The sequence below is a fragment of the Chryseobacterium ginsenosidimutans genome (assembly GCF_039536845.1).
GTDB classification, from domain to species: Bacteria; Bacteroidota; Bacteroidia; order Flavobacteriales; family Weeksellaceae; genus Chryseobacterium; species Chryseobacterium ginsenosidimutans_B.
On sequence record NZ_BAAAZJ010000016.1, the window covers coordinates 124736 to 142851 of the forward strand.

The 18116-nt window shown below is 33.7% G+C and carries 11 protein-coding genes; 3 read left to right on the top strand and 8 right to left on the bottom strand.

Annotated elements, in window-relative coordinates:
• Nucleotides 1-41: 41 nt before the first annotated feature.
• From ABD745_RS20080 to ABD745_RS20115, 8 genes are all read right to left on the bottom strand, one after another.
• A complete protein-coding gene (locus ABD745_RS20080; RefSeq protein WP_344834399.1) occupies nt 42-2801 on the bottom strand; it encodes a multicopper oxidase domain-containing protein in 2760 nt (919 codons plus the stop codon).
• Nucleotides 2802-2902: 101 nt separating this feature from the next.
• Nucleotides 2903-3376: a DUF3347 domain-containing protein gene (locus ABD745_RS20085; protein ID WP_344834401.1), complete on the bottom strand. Its 474-nt coding sequence runs from the start codon at nt 3374-3376 to the stop codon at nt 2903-2905.
• Between the two features lie 112 nt (nt 3377-3488).
• Nucleotides 3489-3866: an HYC_CC_PP family protein gene (locus tag ABD745_RS20090; RefSeq protein ID WP_344834404.1), complete on the bottom strand. Its 378-nt coding sequence runs from the start codon at nt 3864-3866 to the stop codon at nt 3489-3491.
• 181 nt (nt 3867-4047) lie between these two features.
• Entirely contained in the window at nt 4048-6294 is a 2247-nt protein-coding gene (locus tag ABD745_RS20095; RefSeq protein WP_344834408.1) for a TonB-dependent receptor plug domain-containing protein, read from the bottom strand.
• Between the two features lie 225 nt (nt 6295-6519).
• Complete coding sequence (gene kdsA / locus ABD745_RS20100) at nt 6520-7329, bottom strand: 3-deoxy-8-phosphooctulonate synthase (RefSeq protein WP_344834411.1); 810 nt, start codon at nt 7327-7329, stop codon at nt 6520-6522.
• 179 nt (nt 7330-7508) lie between these two features.
• Nucleotides 7509-8033, bottom strand: a complete 525-nt coding sequence (locus ABD745_RS20105) for a DUF1697 domain-containing protein (protein ID WP_344834414.1) — start codon at nt 8031-8033, stop codon at nt 7509-7511.
• 71 nt (nt 8034-8104) lie between these two features.
• A complete protein-coding gene (locus ABD745_RS20110) occupies nt 8105-9595 on the bottom strand; it encodes a hypothetical protein (RefSeq protein ID WP_344834417.1) in 1491 nt (496 codons plus the stop codon).
• 93 nt (nt 9596-9688) lie between these two features.
• Nucleotides 9689-13174 (bottom strand): glycosyltransferase family 117 protein, encoded by a 3486-nt coding sequence (locus tag ABD745_RS20115; RefSeq protein ID WP_344834419.1) that lies wholly within the window; start codon nt 13172-13174, stop codon nt 9689-9691.
• A 222-nt stretch (nt 13175-13396) separates the two neighbouring features.
• On the opposite strand from ABD745_RS20115, the gene ABD745_RS20120 reads away from it, so the two are divergent.
• The 3 genes from ABD745_RS20120 to ABD745_RS20130 all read left to right on the top strand — a co-directional run bounded on the left by ABD745_RS20120 (nt 13397) and on the right by ABD745_RS20130 (nt 18072).
• A complete protein-coding gene (locus tag ABD745_RS20120; protein ID WP_344834421.1) occupies nt 13397-14434 on the top strand; it encodes a PLP-dependent cysteine synthase family protein in 1038 nt (345 codons plus the stop codon).
• Nucleotides 14435-14507: 73 nt separating this feature from the next.
• On the top strand, nt 14508-15770 hold the full coding sequence (locus ABD745_RS20125; RefSeq protein ID WP_344834423.1) for an aminotransferase class I/II-fold pyridoxal phosphate-dependent enzyme: 1263 nt from the start codon (nt 14508-14510) through the stop codon (nt 15768-15770).
• Between the two features lie 112 nt (nt 15771-15882).
• Nucleotides 15883-18072 carry a B12-binding domain-containing radical SAM protein gene (locus ABD745_RS20130; protein WP_344834425.1) on the top strand — a complete coding sequence of 730 codons (2190 nt, stop codon included), beginning with the start codon at nt 15883-15885 and terminating at the stop codon, nt 18070-18072.
• Nucleotides 18073-18116: the final 44 nt, after the last annotated feature.

Here is an 18116-nt window from a genome sequence, read left to right on the forward strand (position 1 = left end):
TTTTGCTGAAAAAAGGAACTCAAATTGAGTTCCTTTTAATTTTAATACGTTAAAGTAATTCCGGCTCCCCATCCCATTTCATTGTCATAATTTCCTGAAACAGATATATATTTTTGTAAAATATAACGTAATCCTGTATTAAATTCCCCATCAGAATTCACACTGAAATTTCCTCTCAATCTTCGCGAAAGCGGAATATCTTCACGGCTAAATTCCAACAAAACTTTTCCGTTTTGATCTACACTTGCATCCGCTGTCACCAACATTGGCAAAAGATATTGCATACCAACAATTGCAGTTGCTTTATTTTTAGAAGCCTTTTGCTGTCCAAACCACGTTTTCTTTCCATGAAAATCCTCACCCATTTCTTCCGCCATTTGTCTTTCCATGATTTCATGATTTTTTTGGATCCTGAAACCTGCATAAGGTAAAGCCCATTGAAATTTCCCTAAAAATCTTCCAACTTTAAAATTTCCGTCAAAATGATTAAAATCCCAGTTTGAATGAAATTCATTTAAATTTGCCCATCTCGGTCCGAACATCGTCATTGTTTCTGCATGAATTTTATTACTCTGAATATCAAGCATCGCCATCGAACTTATCATTCTGTTATCTTTCATAAAATCTTTCCATGCTAATTTTCTGTCCGGAAGCTGCGGATTCGGTGCTGAATTTTCATAACTAAAAATCCTTCCCATGCCCGCCATCATGTGATACAAAATATGACAGTGGAAAAACCAGTCACCATCTTGATTGGCTGCAAATTCAATCGTATTGGTTTCCATCGGCATAATATCTACTACATTTTTCAATGGCGAATATTCTCCTTTTGAATTAATAAGTCTGAAATCATGACCGTGAAGGTGCATCGGATGGCGCATCATAGAATTATTGTACATGGTAATTCTTAGAATTTCCCCTTTTTTTACTAAAATTTTGTCCGTTTCAGTAACTGTTTTATTGTCTAAAGTCCACAGATAATGATTCATGTTTCCTTGCAGTGTAAATTTCATTTCACGCACATTTTCTGTTGGGAGAATTGTTTTTTCCGGAGATTTCAAGATGTTGTAAGCCAATCTTTTAATAGACTTTTCTTCCTTCATATCCATCTTAGAATGATTTGAATGATCTTCTTTTGCAGAATCTTTTGTTTTGATTCCCATCATTTCGTTGATGTGCTTCATCGTCATTTTTCGTTGACTTTCAGGAAGTTCGGGGTACATTACTTCATTCATATCCATCATTTGATTTCCCATCGTCATATTCATAGGCTTCATATTTCCGCTCATTTCCATCATGCTGTTCATCATTTTCATGCCTTCAAAAAGCTGTAATCTTGGTAAATTAGGAGCTTCAATTTTTTCACCTGAACCTAGCCAAAGCGATGCATGACCGATTCTGTCCTCCGAAGTCGCACGAAATTCAAAACTTTTATTTTCAGGAATGGTGACTTCAATATCATAGGTTTCAGAAACTCCAACAATCAGACGGTCAACTTCTACCGGAACAACATCATTTCCGTCATTCCCGACAACTTTTATCTTTCCGCCTCCGAAATTCAACCAGAAATAAGTGGAAGAACCTCCATTAGCAACTCTTAACCGAACTTTATCACCTGCTTTTAAATTGGAATATTCAGAACTTGGCTGCCCATTGATAAGAAATTTGTCGTAAAAAACATCGCTTACGTCCATAGCTTCCATTCTTTTCCACTCATTCAGAGCTTTTGTTCCGAAATTTCCGGATTTTATTGCTTCCCAATAACTTTGAACTGCATTTTTTTTAATTGCATACCAATCCGTATTTGCCATATGAAGCCGTCTTGCAATCTGCATCGGATCATCATCACTCCAATCTCCCAATAATACAGGGATTTCTTTGGTATAATTGACTTTTGGCTCGCCTTCTCTTTTATTGAAAACTAAAATCCCATTCATCCCGATTTGTTCCTGCAACCCTTCATGAGAGTGATACCAATAGGTTCCGTTCTGAGAAATTTTGAATTTATATAAATGCGTTTCTCCCGGTTTTACAGGCTTTGTTGTCAGATATGGCACTCCGTCATGTTCGTTTGGTAGAATCACGCCATGCCAGTGAAAACCTGTGTTTTCTTTCAGCATATTGTGAAGATAGATTTCAGCCGTATCACCTTCTGTAAAATACAAAGTCGGCGCCTGTAATTTTCCGTTTACAGCAATTGCTCTTCGGTTTTTCCCCGTAAAATTTACAATCGTATCTTTTACATATAAATCATAGCGAACCGTTTTTCCACCAAAACTTACTTTTCCATTTTCAAAGTTTCTTTTTAAAACAGAATTTTCTTCTTTTTGATCTTCAATGATTTGTTGATTATGATCTTCTTTTTCAACCAGATCCATTCCGCATTTTGGGCATTTTCCAGGTTTTTCTGAAGAAATTTCCGGGTGCATCAGACAGGTATAAATTCTTTTAGATTCAGGTTTAGGTAAAATTTTGGTTTGGTCTTTAACATTTACAAAAGGGGTAACTTTATTAGCCTTTTTAGCTTTATTTGTTTTAATTTCAGGTTTAGCTTTGACCTTATTTTTTACTTCTGCTGGTTTTGTTTCTATTTTTGGTGAAAGTTTTGCCTGCGATTTTGCAACAGCTTTAGGTTTTATTACAACAGTTTTTTTCACAAGCGTCATTCCGCATTTTGGACAGTCTCCAGGTTTTGAAGATACAACTTCAGGATCCATCGGACATGTGAAATATGTTTTTGTGGTTTGTGAAAAACTGAAAAAAGAGAACAAAAGCATCAGAAATAGTATCAACTTTTTCATAATATTTCGAACTTTTATTAAGTTGTACAGTTCAAATTAATAATTAAAGTTAATTCTAACTTAAACTATACAACTTGTTATTTTAAAGACAAATAAGAAGACTATTTAATTGTCAACTTTACATTTCCGCATGAAAGCATAGACTTTCCGTAATAAGGATTTACGATTTTTGATTCGTCGCTCAGCCAACTTCCATCAGCCATTGGACAATACTGAACATAGATTGGATTTTCAGAAAGTTTAAATTCTTTTGTCAAAGCAATCATATTGTCCGAAAGATTCATAAAAGTTTCTCTTTGAGTACTTATATTCCTTGCCTCGGAAATTGCTGTTGCATCTTTTCTAAGAATATTTAAATTACCTTCTGAAACTTGTTTATAATCAATTGCAGAAGCAGTTTTAATAAATTCTGTTGCTGCTTTTGAAGTTTTATCTGCATCGTCGGAAGCTAATGCTGATTTTATCATAATATAATTCTGATAAAGCTTAGAAACCTGAGCATCTTTCTTAGATTGAGCTGAAATTGAAATAATTGAGAATATAGAAAATACTACTGTAATGATATATTTTTTCATTGTTTTTAAATTTTAGAATGAATAGATTTTAATAAAGAATTGTTTAAGAAATCGCATTATGCGACAAGACATGTCGTTCGTAATGATAAGTAAATCAAACGACTGACGAATTCTAAATTCTAAAATTACAATGATTAATAAAAATCGGAACCGACCGAATTTCCGGCGGCGCATTGATCTGGACCTGAGTAAATTTTGTAGCTGAAAAAGATTGATCTACAAAGAAAAATTCATGAATTTTAACTTCTGAAATCCGTTTTAGAAAGTCAATTTTAAGAAAATCTGATTTCTGAGAATCATCAACTTTTACAACTCTAATTTCTGTTTTGCAACAGTCTTTTTTGCTTTTAACACCGCATTTACTGCAGATATCATCAACTTTTTGGCTCACCGAAGCAAATTCTTCCATACAATAATGAACACTAAAAACTGCTCCGGAAGAAAACCCGAAGTAGAAAATAGAGAAAAGTATGGCAAGAATCTTTTTCATTGAGACAAAGGTAGAAATATCTTTGATACGAATGTTATAGAATTTTGTAATGTTGTTATAAAATTTGGGAAATAAAAAACTCCTGAGATTTTCAGGAGTTTTTATTTTTTTATTATTGTTTCCCGCAGATTTCGCGGATTTACACAGATTTTTGAGGATATTTTTAATTAAAATCAAAAATCTATTTAATTTTAAATTCAAGCTTCACATTAAAGAAACGACCCGTCAAACGTACCGGAACCGGATACATTAAGTTGGTATTCGCATCTGTAATCCACTGGTTTGCAACGGTATTTCTAATATTAAAGGCATTGAAAACCTGTACTCCTAAAGTTAATTCATCAAAATTACCCCAGAAACCGTAAGTTTTTTTGTTTTCTTTTCTGTCTATAAATACTTTTGAAAGTCCTATATCAACCCTTTTGTATGAAGGTAACGTTTTCTGATAAGTATAACCTGCCAAATAATCGATCTGTCTGTTTTCATCCAAAACAATTGGTGATCCTGTTGGTAATCCCATTGCATACACCAAGGTAAGATTGACACGCATTGAAGGGAATCTCGGCATATAATCCTGATAGAACATCGCAAATCTTAGCCTCTGATCCGTAGGTCTCGGAATATCTCCTCTTCCATCGATATTTTCATAAACTCTGGCATAACTTGCAGACAGCCAAGAATCAACACCCGGAACAAATTCTCCGAATAATCTCGTATCAATTCCGTAAGCATAGCCTGAAGCGTTATTTTTCCCTGAATATCTGATCCTCACATTATCCATAAAATATGGAATCAGATCATTCATTTTTTTGTAATACAATTCTGTCGTAAGCTTAAACGGACGATCCTCAAATTCAAATTCATAATCGTTTGCCAAAATCGCCTGAATTGATCTCTGAGATTTTATATTCGGGTTAAAATTGCCATCTAAATCCTTGATTTCCTTATAGAACGGCGCCTGATAATAAATACCTCCGGAAAGTCTGAATAACATATCCGTATCCCAATCCGGCTTAATTGCAAACTGTGCTCTTGGAGAAAAAATAGTTTCATTATTAAAACTCCAGTGTGCAACTCTCGCCCCTGCATTTACAAATACTTTATTGCTTCCCCAGAAAAACTTCTGAGAATATTGTGCGTAAGCCGACATTCTCGTTGGCTCGATATGATTATTTCCTGAAATATTGTAATACAAGTTAAGATCAGGCGGATTTCTAGGATCAATAAGAGCTGAAATTGGCGTGCTATACCCTGCAGAATCGACTAATTTCCACTCATTGGTAAGATCCTTAAGGTTTTCTTTTTCGTACTTAAATCCTACTTCAATATCCGTATTCACATTCGGTGAAAAACGGGTTCTGAACTGAGTTCCGTAAGTTCTTACAAACAAATCATTTCGGGCGTGCTCTATTTGCCCGCCAGTATCATAAGAAGTAACAGGATCTCCTGTAATAGGATCAAAAGTCTGTAAAACGTAAGCTGAAGCAATGGAATAATATTCTCTTTCGCGGTTTTGGTAAGCAAAAGCATCCAAAGTAAATCTCCATTTATCTGATGGTTTATAGTTCATGGAAAACGTTCCCATCATGTTTTTATACTTATCATCTTCACGACCGGCATAATTTACAGTAAGATTAATTGGCCTTTGTAAAGAACCAAAATCTATACTTCTCTCTTTCGGAATCATTTCATAATCATTCTGAGAATAGTATCCGATGAAGGAAACCGTAAATTTAGGGCTAAAATGATAATTCAGATACGTTTGAAAATCCATATATTTAGGATTAAAGTCCGTATCTTCTTTTAAAGTATTAAGAACAAGGTTTGTATTTCTGTATCGTCCTGAAAATAAAGCAGTAAACTTTTTATTACCTTCACTATCCTTTCCTGCAGCAAAACCGGTTGTTAATCTTCCTCCGATTAAGCTACCCTCTCCCGAAACTTCGAATTTTTCAGGTTCTCGATAGTAAATATTTAAAGCTGAAGACATTTTATCACCATATCTCGGTTCAAAACCTCCTGCAGAGAAATTCACTGTTGAAACCATGTCCGGATTAATGATACTTAAACCTTCCTGTTGAGAATTTCTAATCAGAAAAGGTCTGTAAATCTCAATATCATTAATGTAGATAAGGTTTTCGTCATAGTTTCCACCACGAACCATATATTGTGAAGAAAGTTCCGTATTTGAGTTTACAGAAGGTAAAGTTTTAAGAATTCCTTCAATACCCCCGGAAATACTCGCCACATTCTGAGCATCTTTTGCTGAAATTTTCACAGCGGTCATGTCATTCGTTTTTCCGGTAACTTTTTTCTGGAAAACGACTTCCTCAATATCGGTGGTTTTCAGAGTATCCTTCTTCTTTCTTACCTGAGAGAATACTAACATGGGAACCATAAGGCTCAATGGTAAAACTAGTTTTTTCAAAAGAAATGTTTTAAAATTTCAAACGTGAATATATAAATTTTATTTTAACTTATTTAAACTTTATTTAACATTAAAAAAACAGAAAATTTTAATAATGAATATACTCTACTTTCAGACTTTACGTCTATTATTAAAAGTTTAGAAAACAATTTAAAATTTTCTAAAAATGATTTTTTAACGTTAAATAGTTATTTCAAAATCTAAATAAATTTTTACTTAAAAGAATTATAAAATTGCTTCTCTGACTCTTGTTAATTTTTGCAACAAATCTTCTAATAAATCTAATCTCAGCATATTTGCGCCATCAGATAAAGCGGTTTCCGGAGTTGGATGCGTTTCGATGAAAATTCCGTCTGCACCTACTGCAATTCCTGCTTTTGCAACCGTTTCAATAAGATCCGGTCTACCTCCTGTAACACCTGAGCTTTGATTCGGCTGTTGTAAAGAATGTGTAACGTCCAGAATTACAGGCGCATATTGTCTCATAGTAGGAATTCCTCTGTAATCAACAATTAAATCTGTATAACCAAAAGAATTTCCTCTTTCGATAATGGCAACTCTCGGATTATCTGAATCTGTAACTTTTTGCACGGCAAATTTCATCGATTCAGGAGAAAGAAATTGTCCTTTTTTTAAAGAAACACATTTTCCAGTTTTTGCAGCAGCAATCAAAAGATCTGTCTGACGTACCAAAAATGCCGGAATCTGCAGAACATCGACATATTGAGCAGCCAAAGCAGCATGTTCATTCTCATGAATATCTGTTGTTGTCGGAATATTAAAAGTTTCACCAACTTTTTTAAGAATTTCCAAAGATTTTTCTTCACCAATTGTCGTAAAAGAATCTACTCTACTTCTGTTAGCTTTTTTGAAACTTCCTTTGAAAATGTAAGGAATATTATATTTATTTGTTAATTCTACCACCTTTTCAGCAATTCTAAGTGCCATATCTTCGCCTTCAATAATACAAGGTCCCGCAATTAAGAAAAAGTTTTTTGAATCTTTGTGATGAATATTATCTAAATACTGAATCATTTTTATTTTAATTATAAAGTTCAGTAAAAATACTGAGAAAGTTCGGAAATCCGAAATTATTTGAAGGCTTTAACAGACTATGGCTGCAATAGTTTTGGTCTTTTAGATTTTATTTGATTAAGTATTGATATTTCTTAGCAGATTTGAAAGATTATATTAATCTGTACGAGAATATTAAATCAAAACTTCTTTAAAATTTTCTCAAAAGTATTAATATTTCTACTCGTAAACTGATCTTTTAAACTTTTCTTACCTAAAATTTTTCCGAAAGTAGAATCTAATGTATTTCCTTTTGGAACTTGCCAATAGAAAATATTAGTCACGATCTTTGCATCTTCATTTTCGGTTTTTAAGGAATTCTCGAATTCTTTCATCAAAATATTCTCTATTCCGTAGTTTCCGACGAAAGTATAGGAATGAAGGTCATCATTTTTTTCAAAAGGATTTCTATTCCAGAAATTCTCTATTTCTTCCTGAGATTTTATGAATAAAAATGCTTCATAAGAAAAATGTTCAGACATGGCTTTTTCAAGGATTTTCTTTAATTCATCAGCATTTTTATCAGACGAAAAAACAATATTTCCCGAAGCCAGAATTGAAACCACATTTTCCATTCCCGCATCTTTGAAGACCTGACAGACTTCCGCCATTTTCATGTTGGTTCCTTTTACGTTGACGCCTCGGAGAAAAGCACAGTATTTCATTTTTGTTGTGTTGAAGATTATTTAGTGTTTTAGAGTTTGAGACTCGGAGAGTTTTTAATTAAAATATGTTTTTAATTTCCAATCCTTTCGTATAAATTATAATCTGTTCCGGAAGGTTTTAAAATATAGATTTTCTCTAAGATTTTATTGTCACTTTTTAGGTGATCTTTTACCCTGAATTCTTTTAATAATTTATAATGAATTTTGAAGTATTCTGCATCTTTTGTTGTGTACAAATCATCGTAAGAAAGCAGATATTTCGGTTTTCTTTTTTTTACGGTATTGATCCAGAAATTCGGTTTATCTTTTTTGATTTCGTCCTGAACTTCTTTATCTACCAAACCAACTTCATCAATCGTTTTTAATCCTGAAAAATAAGGAACATAACCTGCAGGTTCAAGCAAAATCCATTGGTTTTTATCTTTTTCATATTGTCCCAGAAAAACACCGATGGTTCTTCTGTAATTCCATTCTCCATTTCCGGTTGCGATGGAATGAATGGTTTGGAAAGCGAGCATCGGTATAATATAAATGACAATTAATAACGAAAGCCACAAATTTCTTTTAGCCTTCTGCTCCAAAATAAAAATTAAAACAGGAATAAAAAGCAATATCTGAGGTACCCAGTAATACCAATCGAAAAGGCTTTTCTGAGAAAGAAAAATCATTTGTTTTACCCATCCGAAAATAAAGATCATCCAAAGAAAATAGTTTCTTTTTTCTCTTTGTCTTATTAAATAAATGAAACATAGTATCTCAAAAATCAATAATAAAACAGTCAATGGATTATAATCTCCCGGAAGTTTTAGCATCCCCCACATATTTCCGAAATTCAGTCGGAAATATTCTAGATCCTGAGCAAATGTAAAATGTTTATCGTAAGCCAGTTTTTTAGCAACAATCGTATTATTGACGATTTCTCCAAAGTAAAACCAGTTGAAAGCCAAAGCCGTTGAAACGCCTAAAACACCACCTAAAATATAGCTCCATTTTATTTTTTTAGTCCAGAATAAATCAACCAAAAATACAATTCCCAAGAAAATAACAGTATCAATTCTAGTGAATAAAATTAAGATCGGGAGAATGATCAAAGCCCATTTTTTACCTTTATTAAAGCCATAATACAGTAAAGCCATTTCCAAAAAGAAAAGAATTCCGTATTCCATTCCGAGAATCGAAATTTTTATTGCTGGAGGTAAAATTCCGACTAAAAATATAAAAATTGCTTTGTGCCAGACATTTTTCAAAACCAAATGTGAAAGCAGCAAACTTCCTATCGTAAAAAGTATTGAATTAAAGATAAGAATCGGTTCAATAAAGTTTTCTTTTCCGAAAATCAAATTAAAAAACCAGGAAACAAAAACGTATAAATGCGTTGTAGATGCAGAGATTTTCGTAGTTCCATTGAACCCTATTACTCCATAATCCAAAAGGTTTTGAGCGACTCTCCAGGTAATGAAGGCATCTTCCTGAATGTAATGTGTTAATAAAAATAAAAATTTAAAAACGACTGTAACAGCTACAGCATAAATTGGGATTTTGTTGTTTTTCGTTTCTGCCATTGTGCTTCTTTGAATAGGCAAATATAATCTTAAAATTTTTGAATCCAAACACATAAAAAAAACGGAACCGAAGTCCCGTTTTAAATTTTGTTATTATTGCGTTGCTTTAATAATCGAATTGGTGATCTGATTTTCCTTTTCTTTCGAATAAGTAGAATCAAAAGGTTCCATTATATCAAATAAATATTGGTAGAATGGGGTGATCTTTTGCACCTGTTCAGACTCGGTCATTGCTTTTTCCTTGCCCATTTCTTTAAGGTTTTCAATGAATGTATTGAATTTCTTATCGATAGGCTCTATCGATTTTACAAGGTAATCGTAAGCTTTATCTTTTTGTCCGATTCTTGTGTAACCGTCTGTGACAGCAGAAATTACTAATGAATATTCCATCGGTTTTGTTCTGATCTGTTTTCTCAGATAACTTTGATCAGATTTGCTTAAACTCATGTAATAATCATACTCTTCAAAAATTCCTTTTTTCAGTACTTCTGCCAATTGTAATCCTTTTTTCTCCTGTCCTGCAACGATGTATCCGTAAACCATTGAACTTAAAGAACGTGGGTCATTATATTTTTGTGCAGGAATTTCTTTTGAAGCTAAATCCAGCAATTCAAGTGCTTTTCCTTTTTGACCCATTGTCGCTAAAGCTGCTGCTGCTCTACTTGCAGACGCTCTGTAGCTCATAATGTTCGAAGTTGCAGTTTCATCAAAGTGACTATTCAGATCTTTGAAATTACCCCATCTGAAATTTTTAACAACATTATATAAAGAATTAGCATCTACTCTTCCCATTTCACCATCCGGAGTTTGAGGCGTATGAATCGGGATCAATCTATAACTGAATCCGTCAAACTGAAGATATTCGTCTAAGTAGAAAATATTTTCGCTGTCGTAAATACCGCCTGACGAGAAATTGATTGGTCTTTTCCAGTCGAAGTTTGCTAAAACATCAAGCAAGATCAGATTATTTTTGTAAAGTGTATTTCCTTTATAAGTAATCATGATTTGATTTACTGTATTTGGAAGATCTGCCTGATTGATAATTCCGGCTTGTAAAGCATTGACTTTATTTACTGGTAAAATGAATTTATTTACTGGTAAAATATTGTATTTCTCATACTTTTCTTCTCCAAAATACATTTTAAGAAGTTCATTTTTCGCAGGAGACGAATGTTTAAGGAAATTAATAGCTTCCTTCATTGTCATAGAATCCTGAGTAAGATATTTTCTGAATTCAGCAAATTCTGTTGCCGGAGCTCCCTGTTCTTTCAGCATGGAGAAAACTCCTTGCCAGTCATCTTTTTTCATCATGTAGATCTGGTCGTTAACACCATCTCTGTAATCATCATGAGTCAATACTCCCGGAACAGCCGCTGCATTGTAAGTTCTTCTTTTAATCTGATCGATGTTCCAAGGTGTTGAAGCCAATGTAAAATTAACGACTTTTACATCATCTCTCAATTGTTCAGTTTCCTGAATTGCCCAAACCGGATACGTGTCATTATCACCATAAACAAACATAATATCGTTTTTCGGTAAAGATTTTAATACCGAATATCCGTAATCATAAGAAGTATATCTGTTGTGTCTGTTGTGTACATTATAATTCTGGAAGCCCATCATAAAAGGAACTCCTAATAGAATGACACCTGCTGCAATGTTGGCTACATTCGATTTGATTTTTGATTGCAGTAACCAAAGAATTCCTCCGGCTCCAAGTCCGATCCAAATAGCAAAGGCGTAGAAGGAACCAACCATTGCGTAATCTCTCTCTCTCGGCTCAAAAGGTTTTACACCTGTATAGAAAACAATTCCGACACTTGTAATTACAAATAAAGACAAGATTGCGTAGAATCTTCCGAAATCTTTGTTTAATTGGAAGAAGAACCCAATTAATCCTAATAATAAAGGTAAGAAGAAGAATTTTACAGTACTCTCATTTTTGAATTTTGCAGGCATTTTCTCCTGATTTCCCCACAAAGCGTCATCAATAAAAGAAATCCCTGAAACCCAGTTTCCTCTTGTGCTTTCCATGTTCCCTTCAAGGTCATTTTGGCGTCCTACGAAGTTCCACATTAAATACCTTACAAAATAATATCCGTTTTGGAAAGTAATAAAATAATCTAAATTCTGAGCTAAAGAAGGCTTTTGAACATTGATTAAGTTATAAGGTTTTACTTTTAAATAATCAGAAGCCGTGATCGACTTGTTTTCATATTTCTGTCTTAATTCTTCAAAGATCTGTTTAGCTTCAGGACTGTCTGCAACATCTTCATTTGAATAATTAAATGTAAAATCCGGTGCTCCGTACATAGAAATGTAATTTGCCATTACATCTTTATCCTCATTAAACATTCTTGGCATGAAACCTACATGAGCTTTATTAAAGACATAATTAAATCTGTCTCCTGTTTTTCTGTAAGTTCCTGTTTTCTCGTCTTTTTCGTAGATTTCTCCCGTTTTCTGAGTTTTGAAACTTCCGTCTTCATTTTTCTCAATTCCGTTTGCATCTAAGAAAGCTGTATAATTTTGACCATAAATTGTAGGCCAGTCACCATATTGCTCTCTGTTATAATAATCCAGCATACCGATCGCGTTGTCCGGATCATTAAGGTTCATTGGAGGATTTGCATTAGCTCTGATAGGAATTACCATCCAGCAAGAGAAACCGATCATCATGAAAACTACCGATAAAGCAATGGTCTGATAAAGATTTTTCTTCATCTTTTTTGCATAAGAAATCAGGAAATAACAAATCGCAATCATTAATATAAATGCTGCAATTGTACCTGAATGGAAAGGCAGTCCTAATCCATTTACAAAGAAAATTTCAAGCTTTCCGAACATTGTCATAATTAGCGGGAAGATTCCTTTAAATACAATAGCTAAAATAAGTAATGTAATAAGATTCGCCCAAATGAAATTTTTCCATGTGAATTTGTATTTTCTGGCATAATACACAAAACAAACCGCCGGAATTGCCAACATACACATCATGTGAACCCCAACAGAAAGTCCTAAAATAAAGAAAATAAGAATAATCCATCTTTCGTTGTCTGCAGACAAATATTCATTTTCCCATTTTGTGATTAACCAAACTAAAAGTGCGATGAACATTGATGCCATCGAATAAACTTCACCTTCTACCGCAGAAAACCAGAACGTATCTGAAAATGTGAAGCACAAAGCTCCAACCATTCCTGCAAAAAGAATAGAAATTTCCTGGCGTTTTGTAATCTCTTCAAAATCTTTGTTTAAAAGTCTTCTTACGAAATGTGTAATGGTCCAGAACAAAAACAAAATCGTAAATGCACTAAACAATGCAGACATCGCGTTGATCACGATAGAATAATTTTCTCCTTTTCCTAAAGCAAAAATGGCTGCCACAGCACCCACAATCTGGAATAATGCAGCTCCCGGAGCGTGCGTTACTTCAAGCTTTACAGCCGAGGAAATATACTCGCCACAATCCCAAAAACTGAAATTGGGTTCTATGGTGGACAAGTACGTGAAAAATGCAATGACGAAAACAGCCCATCCGAGGACAGTGTTCCATTGCCTAAAAGCCCAATTTTTCATAGTATTAAATCAATTACGCGAAAATAAGGCTTTTATATGATTTTAGGTGGTTTTTAACAAAATTTAAAGATTTTGGCTCACTTTTTGAAAACTTTCGGGTTTACATAGTAACAGAAAATAAAATTTTATATATTTTAGAGGTTAGAAATCAAACAAAAGTTTAGAAATAAATTTATTTTTTTGTATTTTTGCCGACAGATTTTTATTGAAAAATAACAAATAATGAGTAATGTTTACGATAATATACTTGGCCTTATAGGAAATACTCCTATGGTGAAGCTTAACACTGTGACGAAAGATATTCCTGCAACCGTGTATGCCAAGTTAGAATCATATAATCCTGGACATTCCACTAAAGACAGAATCGCACTTCATATTATAGACAACGCTGAGAAAAAAGGTTTATTAAAAGAAGATTCCGTAGTTGTAGAAACTACATCAGGAAACACAGGATTTTCAATTGCAATGGTTTGCATTATTAAAGGATATAAATGTATTCTTGCGGTAAGTGATAAAACCAAACCTGAGAAAATTGCCTATCTTAAAGCACTTGGGGCTATCGTTTATATTTGTCCTGCAAATGTTCCTGCAGATGATCCAAGATCTTATTATGAGGTAGCAAAAAGAATTGCTTCAGAAACACCAAATTCAGTTTACATCAATCAATATTTTAACGAATTGAATATTGATGCGCACTATCAAACTACAGGTCCTGAAATTTGGGAACAGACAGAAGGTAAGATCACCCACCTTTTTGCCTGTACTGGAACAGGTGGAACTTTATCCGGTTCGGCGAAATTTTTAAAAGAAAAAAATCCTGACATTAAGATTATTGGTGTTGATGCAGATGGTTCTATTTTAAAAAGCTATCACGAAACAGGAGAAATTCATAAAGAAGACGTTCATCCTTATCAAATAGAAGGAATGGGGAAAAATTTGATCCCTTCTGCCCTTCTTTTTGACAAAGTAGATGAATTTGTAAGAGTAAATGATGAAATGTCAGCATACAGAACCCGTGAAATTGCATTGAAAGAAGCCATCATGGGAGGTTATACAACTGGTGCTGTTACCCAGGCATTGATTCAGTATGCTCAATCTTACGAATTTTCTGAAAACGATATCGTTGTGTTAATCTATCCCGATCACGGTTCAAGATACATCACAAAAGTGTACAGCGACAAATGGATGGCTGAACAAGGTTTCGTTAACAATTGTGTTCATAATTACGATGAAGTTTTTAAAACGGAATTCATCAAATAAGAATAAATAAATCTATACAAATCAAGCCTTTTTTGTAGACCACAAAAGGCTTTTTTACTTAAATATTAATAAAATGTTAGATATTTTTGATCGTATTAAACAAAATCCCGGTCCATTAGGACAATTTGCTGATTATGCTGAAGGATATTTTGTTTTCCCAAAACTGGAAGGTCCGATTGGTCCAAGAATGAAATTTCAGGGTAAAGATGTGATTTTCTGGAGCGCGAACGACTATTTAGGTCTTTGCAACCACCCGGAAGTTTTAGAAGCTGATGCAAAAGCTGCTGCAGAATTCGGAATGTTTTATCCGATGGGCGCAAGAGCAATGTCAGGAGAAACCCAACAACACCAGCAATTGGAAAAAGAATTGGCAGAATTTACTCAGAAAGAAGCTGCTTATCTTTTGAATTTCGGTTACCAGGGAATGGTTTCTGCAATTGACGCATTGGTTACAAGACATGATGTAATTGTTTATGATGCAGATTCTCATGCTTGTATTGTTGACGGAGTTCGTCTTCACATGGGTAAAAGTTTTACGTTCAAACATAACGATATTGCAAGTTTAGAAAAGAACTTGGCAAGAGCGACTAAAGTAGCCGAAGAAAACGGAGGCGGAATTTTGGTGATTACAGAAGGAGTTTTCGGAATGAGAGGAATGCAGGGGAAACTGAAAGAAATCTGTGATTTGAAATCTAAATTCAATTTCAGACTTTTAGTTGATGATGCACATGGTTTCGGAACTTTAGGTAAAACCGGAGCCGGAGCAGGTGAAGAACAAGGATGTCAAGATCAGATTGATGTTTATTTTTCGACTTTTGCTAAATCTATGGCAGGTTTCGGAGCATTTCTTTCAGGAGATGAAGCGATCATTAGATTTTTAAAATACAATCTTCGTTCTCAGATTTTTGCGAAATCTTTAACAATGCCAATGGTAATCGGAGGTTTGAAAAGACTAGAATTGCTAAGAACACGTCCCGAAATTAAAAATAAATTGTGGGAAAACGTAAATAAACTTCAAAACGGATTAAAAGAAAGAGGTTTCAACCTCGGAAACACTAATACTTGTGTAACACCTGTTTTCATTGAAGGAACTACGATTGAAGCTACTCTTTTGGCAAAAGACTTAAGAGAAAATTACGGAGTTTTCACATCAGTTGTTGTATATCCTGTAATTCCAAAAGGAATGATCTTATTAAGACTAATTCCTACGGCTTCACATACAGATTCTGAAATTAATGAAACATTGGCTGCTTTTGAAGGTATCAAAGAAAAATTAACTTCTGGCGTATATGCAGAAATGGAAAAACAAATGAATATCGAATACAAACAAATGTAATTGATTTTCAATTTAAAATAAATGAAAACCGTTAGAAAAATCTAACGGTTTTTTTAAAACAAATCATTAGAGAAATCTAAAGATTTAAAATAACTTTGCAAAAATTTTACTGTTGAAAGATCTCCTTCTTATCACTCCGCCTTTTACCCAACTCAACACTCCTTATCCTGCAACGGCTTATATTAAAGGTTTTTTGAACACCAAAAATATTTCAAGCTATCAGATGGATTTGGGGATTGAAGTAATTTTGGCATTATTTTCCAAAGATGGAATTCAGAAAATTTTTAATACAGAAATTAATCTTCAGAATATTTCAGAAAACTCTCAGAGAATTTTTACATTGAGAGATGAATATATAAAGACAATCGATCAGGTTATTTCTTTTCTGCAAGGTAAAACTCCGACGTTAGCAAGACAAATCTGTTCAATGAATTTTCTACCGGAAGCTTCCCGGTTTAATCAATTGGATGATATGGAATTTGCTTTCGGAAACATGGGTTTACAGGATAAAGCTAAACATTTGGCTACCTTATATTTAGAAGATTTATCCGATTATATTGTTGAAAATGTTGATGCAGATTTCGGTTTCAGCAGATACGCGGAAAGATTAGGAAAAAGTGCTAATTCTTTTGATGAATTATATTCAAAACTAGCAGAAAATCAGACATTTATTGATGGTTTTACGTTGAAGCTTATTCAGGAAAAATTGGATTTTGTTCAACCGAAACTGGTTTGTTTTTCTATTCCTTTTCCTGGAAATTTATATTCGGCTTTTCGATGTGCAAAGTTTATAAAAGAAAACTACCCTCATATTAAAATTGCGATGGGTGGAGGTTTTCCGAATACAGAATTAAGGGAAGTAAAAGATCAGCGAGTTTTTGAGTTTTTTGATTTTATTACTCTAGATGACGGTGAGCTTCCGATTGAATTACTTTATGAAAATTTAGATAAAAATCAAGAAAATCCAGAGTTCAAAAGAACTTTTTTAATTGAAAATCAAGAAGTTGTTTATAAAAATAATTCAAAAAGACACGATTATAAGCAAGTTGACATTGGAACTCCCGATTATCTTGATTTGCAATTAGATAGATATATTTCGGTAATAGAAATTGCCAATCCGATGCACAGTTTATGGAGCGACGGAAGATGGAATAAATTGACGATGGCGCACGGTTGCTATTGGGGAAAATGCACTTTTTGTGATATTTCTTTAGATTACATTAAAATTTACGAACCCATTTCTGCCAAAATTTTGGTTGACAGAATGGAAGAATTGATTCAGACAACCGGAGAAACAGGATTCCATTTTGTGGATGAAGCTGCTCCACCCGCTCTGATGCGGGAAGTTGCTCTGGAAATTTTACGGAGAAATTTAGTCGTCACTTGGTGGACGAATATCAGATTTGAAAAAAGTTTCACCCGAGATTTATGTTTCTTATTAAAACTTTCCGGCTGCGTTGCTGTTTCAGGAGGACTGGAAGTTGCAAGTGACCGATTATTGAAACTAATTGACAAAGGAATTTCTGTGGAACAGGTTGCAAAAGTGACCAGAAATTTTACAGAAGCCGGAATCATGATTCATGCTTATTTAATGTATGGTTATCCGACTCAGACGATCCAGGAAACGATCGATTCATTGGAAATGGTTCGTCAGTTGTTTGAAATGGGAATTTTACAAAGTGGATTTTGGCATCAGTTTGCGATGACCGCTCATTCACCTGTTGGTTTGAATCCCGAAGAATTTGGTGTGACTCCATTGAAACAGGAAATCCTGTTTGCTAATAATGATATTGATTTTACAGACAAAACAGGAATCGATCACAGTAAATTTAGTTTGGGATTAAAAAAATCTCTTTTCAATTATATGCACGGAATTAATTTTGAACTTTCTCTTCAGGAATGGTTTGATTTTAAAATTCCAAGAACGACAATTCATCCTGATTATATTCATGACTGTTTGCTGGAGGAAGAAGATTTTAAGTTTAAAGGAAATTCTAAAGTGATTTTTTTAACGAAAAACGTAATCGCTGAGAATCGCATAAAAACAAAAAAGCAACATAATTATCCGTATACAAAAATTACAATTCACTTAAAAACGAATGTCATAAGCATAGATTTGGAGCAGGAACAGGCAGAATGGCTCTTGAAAATGTTTGAAGAAAATTCTACAGATCAATCGAAAAAGGTTACACTTCAGCAGCTTAAAACAAATTTCGAGGAAAATCTTGAAGATTTTGAATTATTCTGGTTTTCAAAACCGATACAGCAATTGAAAGAAAATGGGGTAATTTTGAGCTTGTAAACTTTGAAAACTATTTTCTTTAATAACTTTCATACATAAAAGAT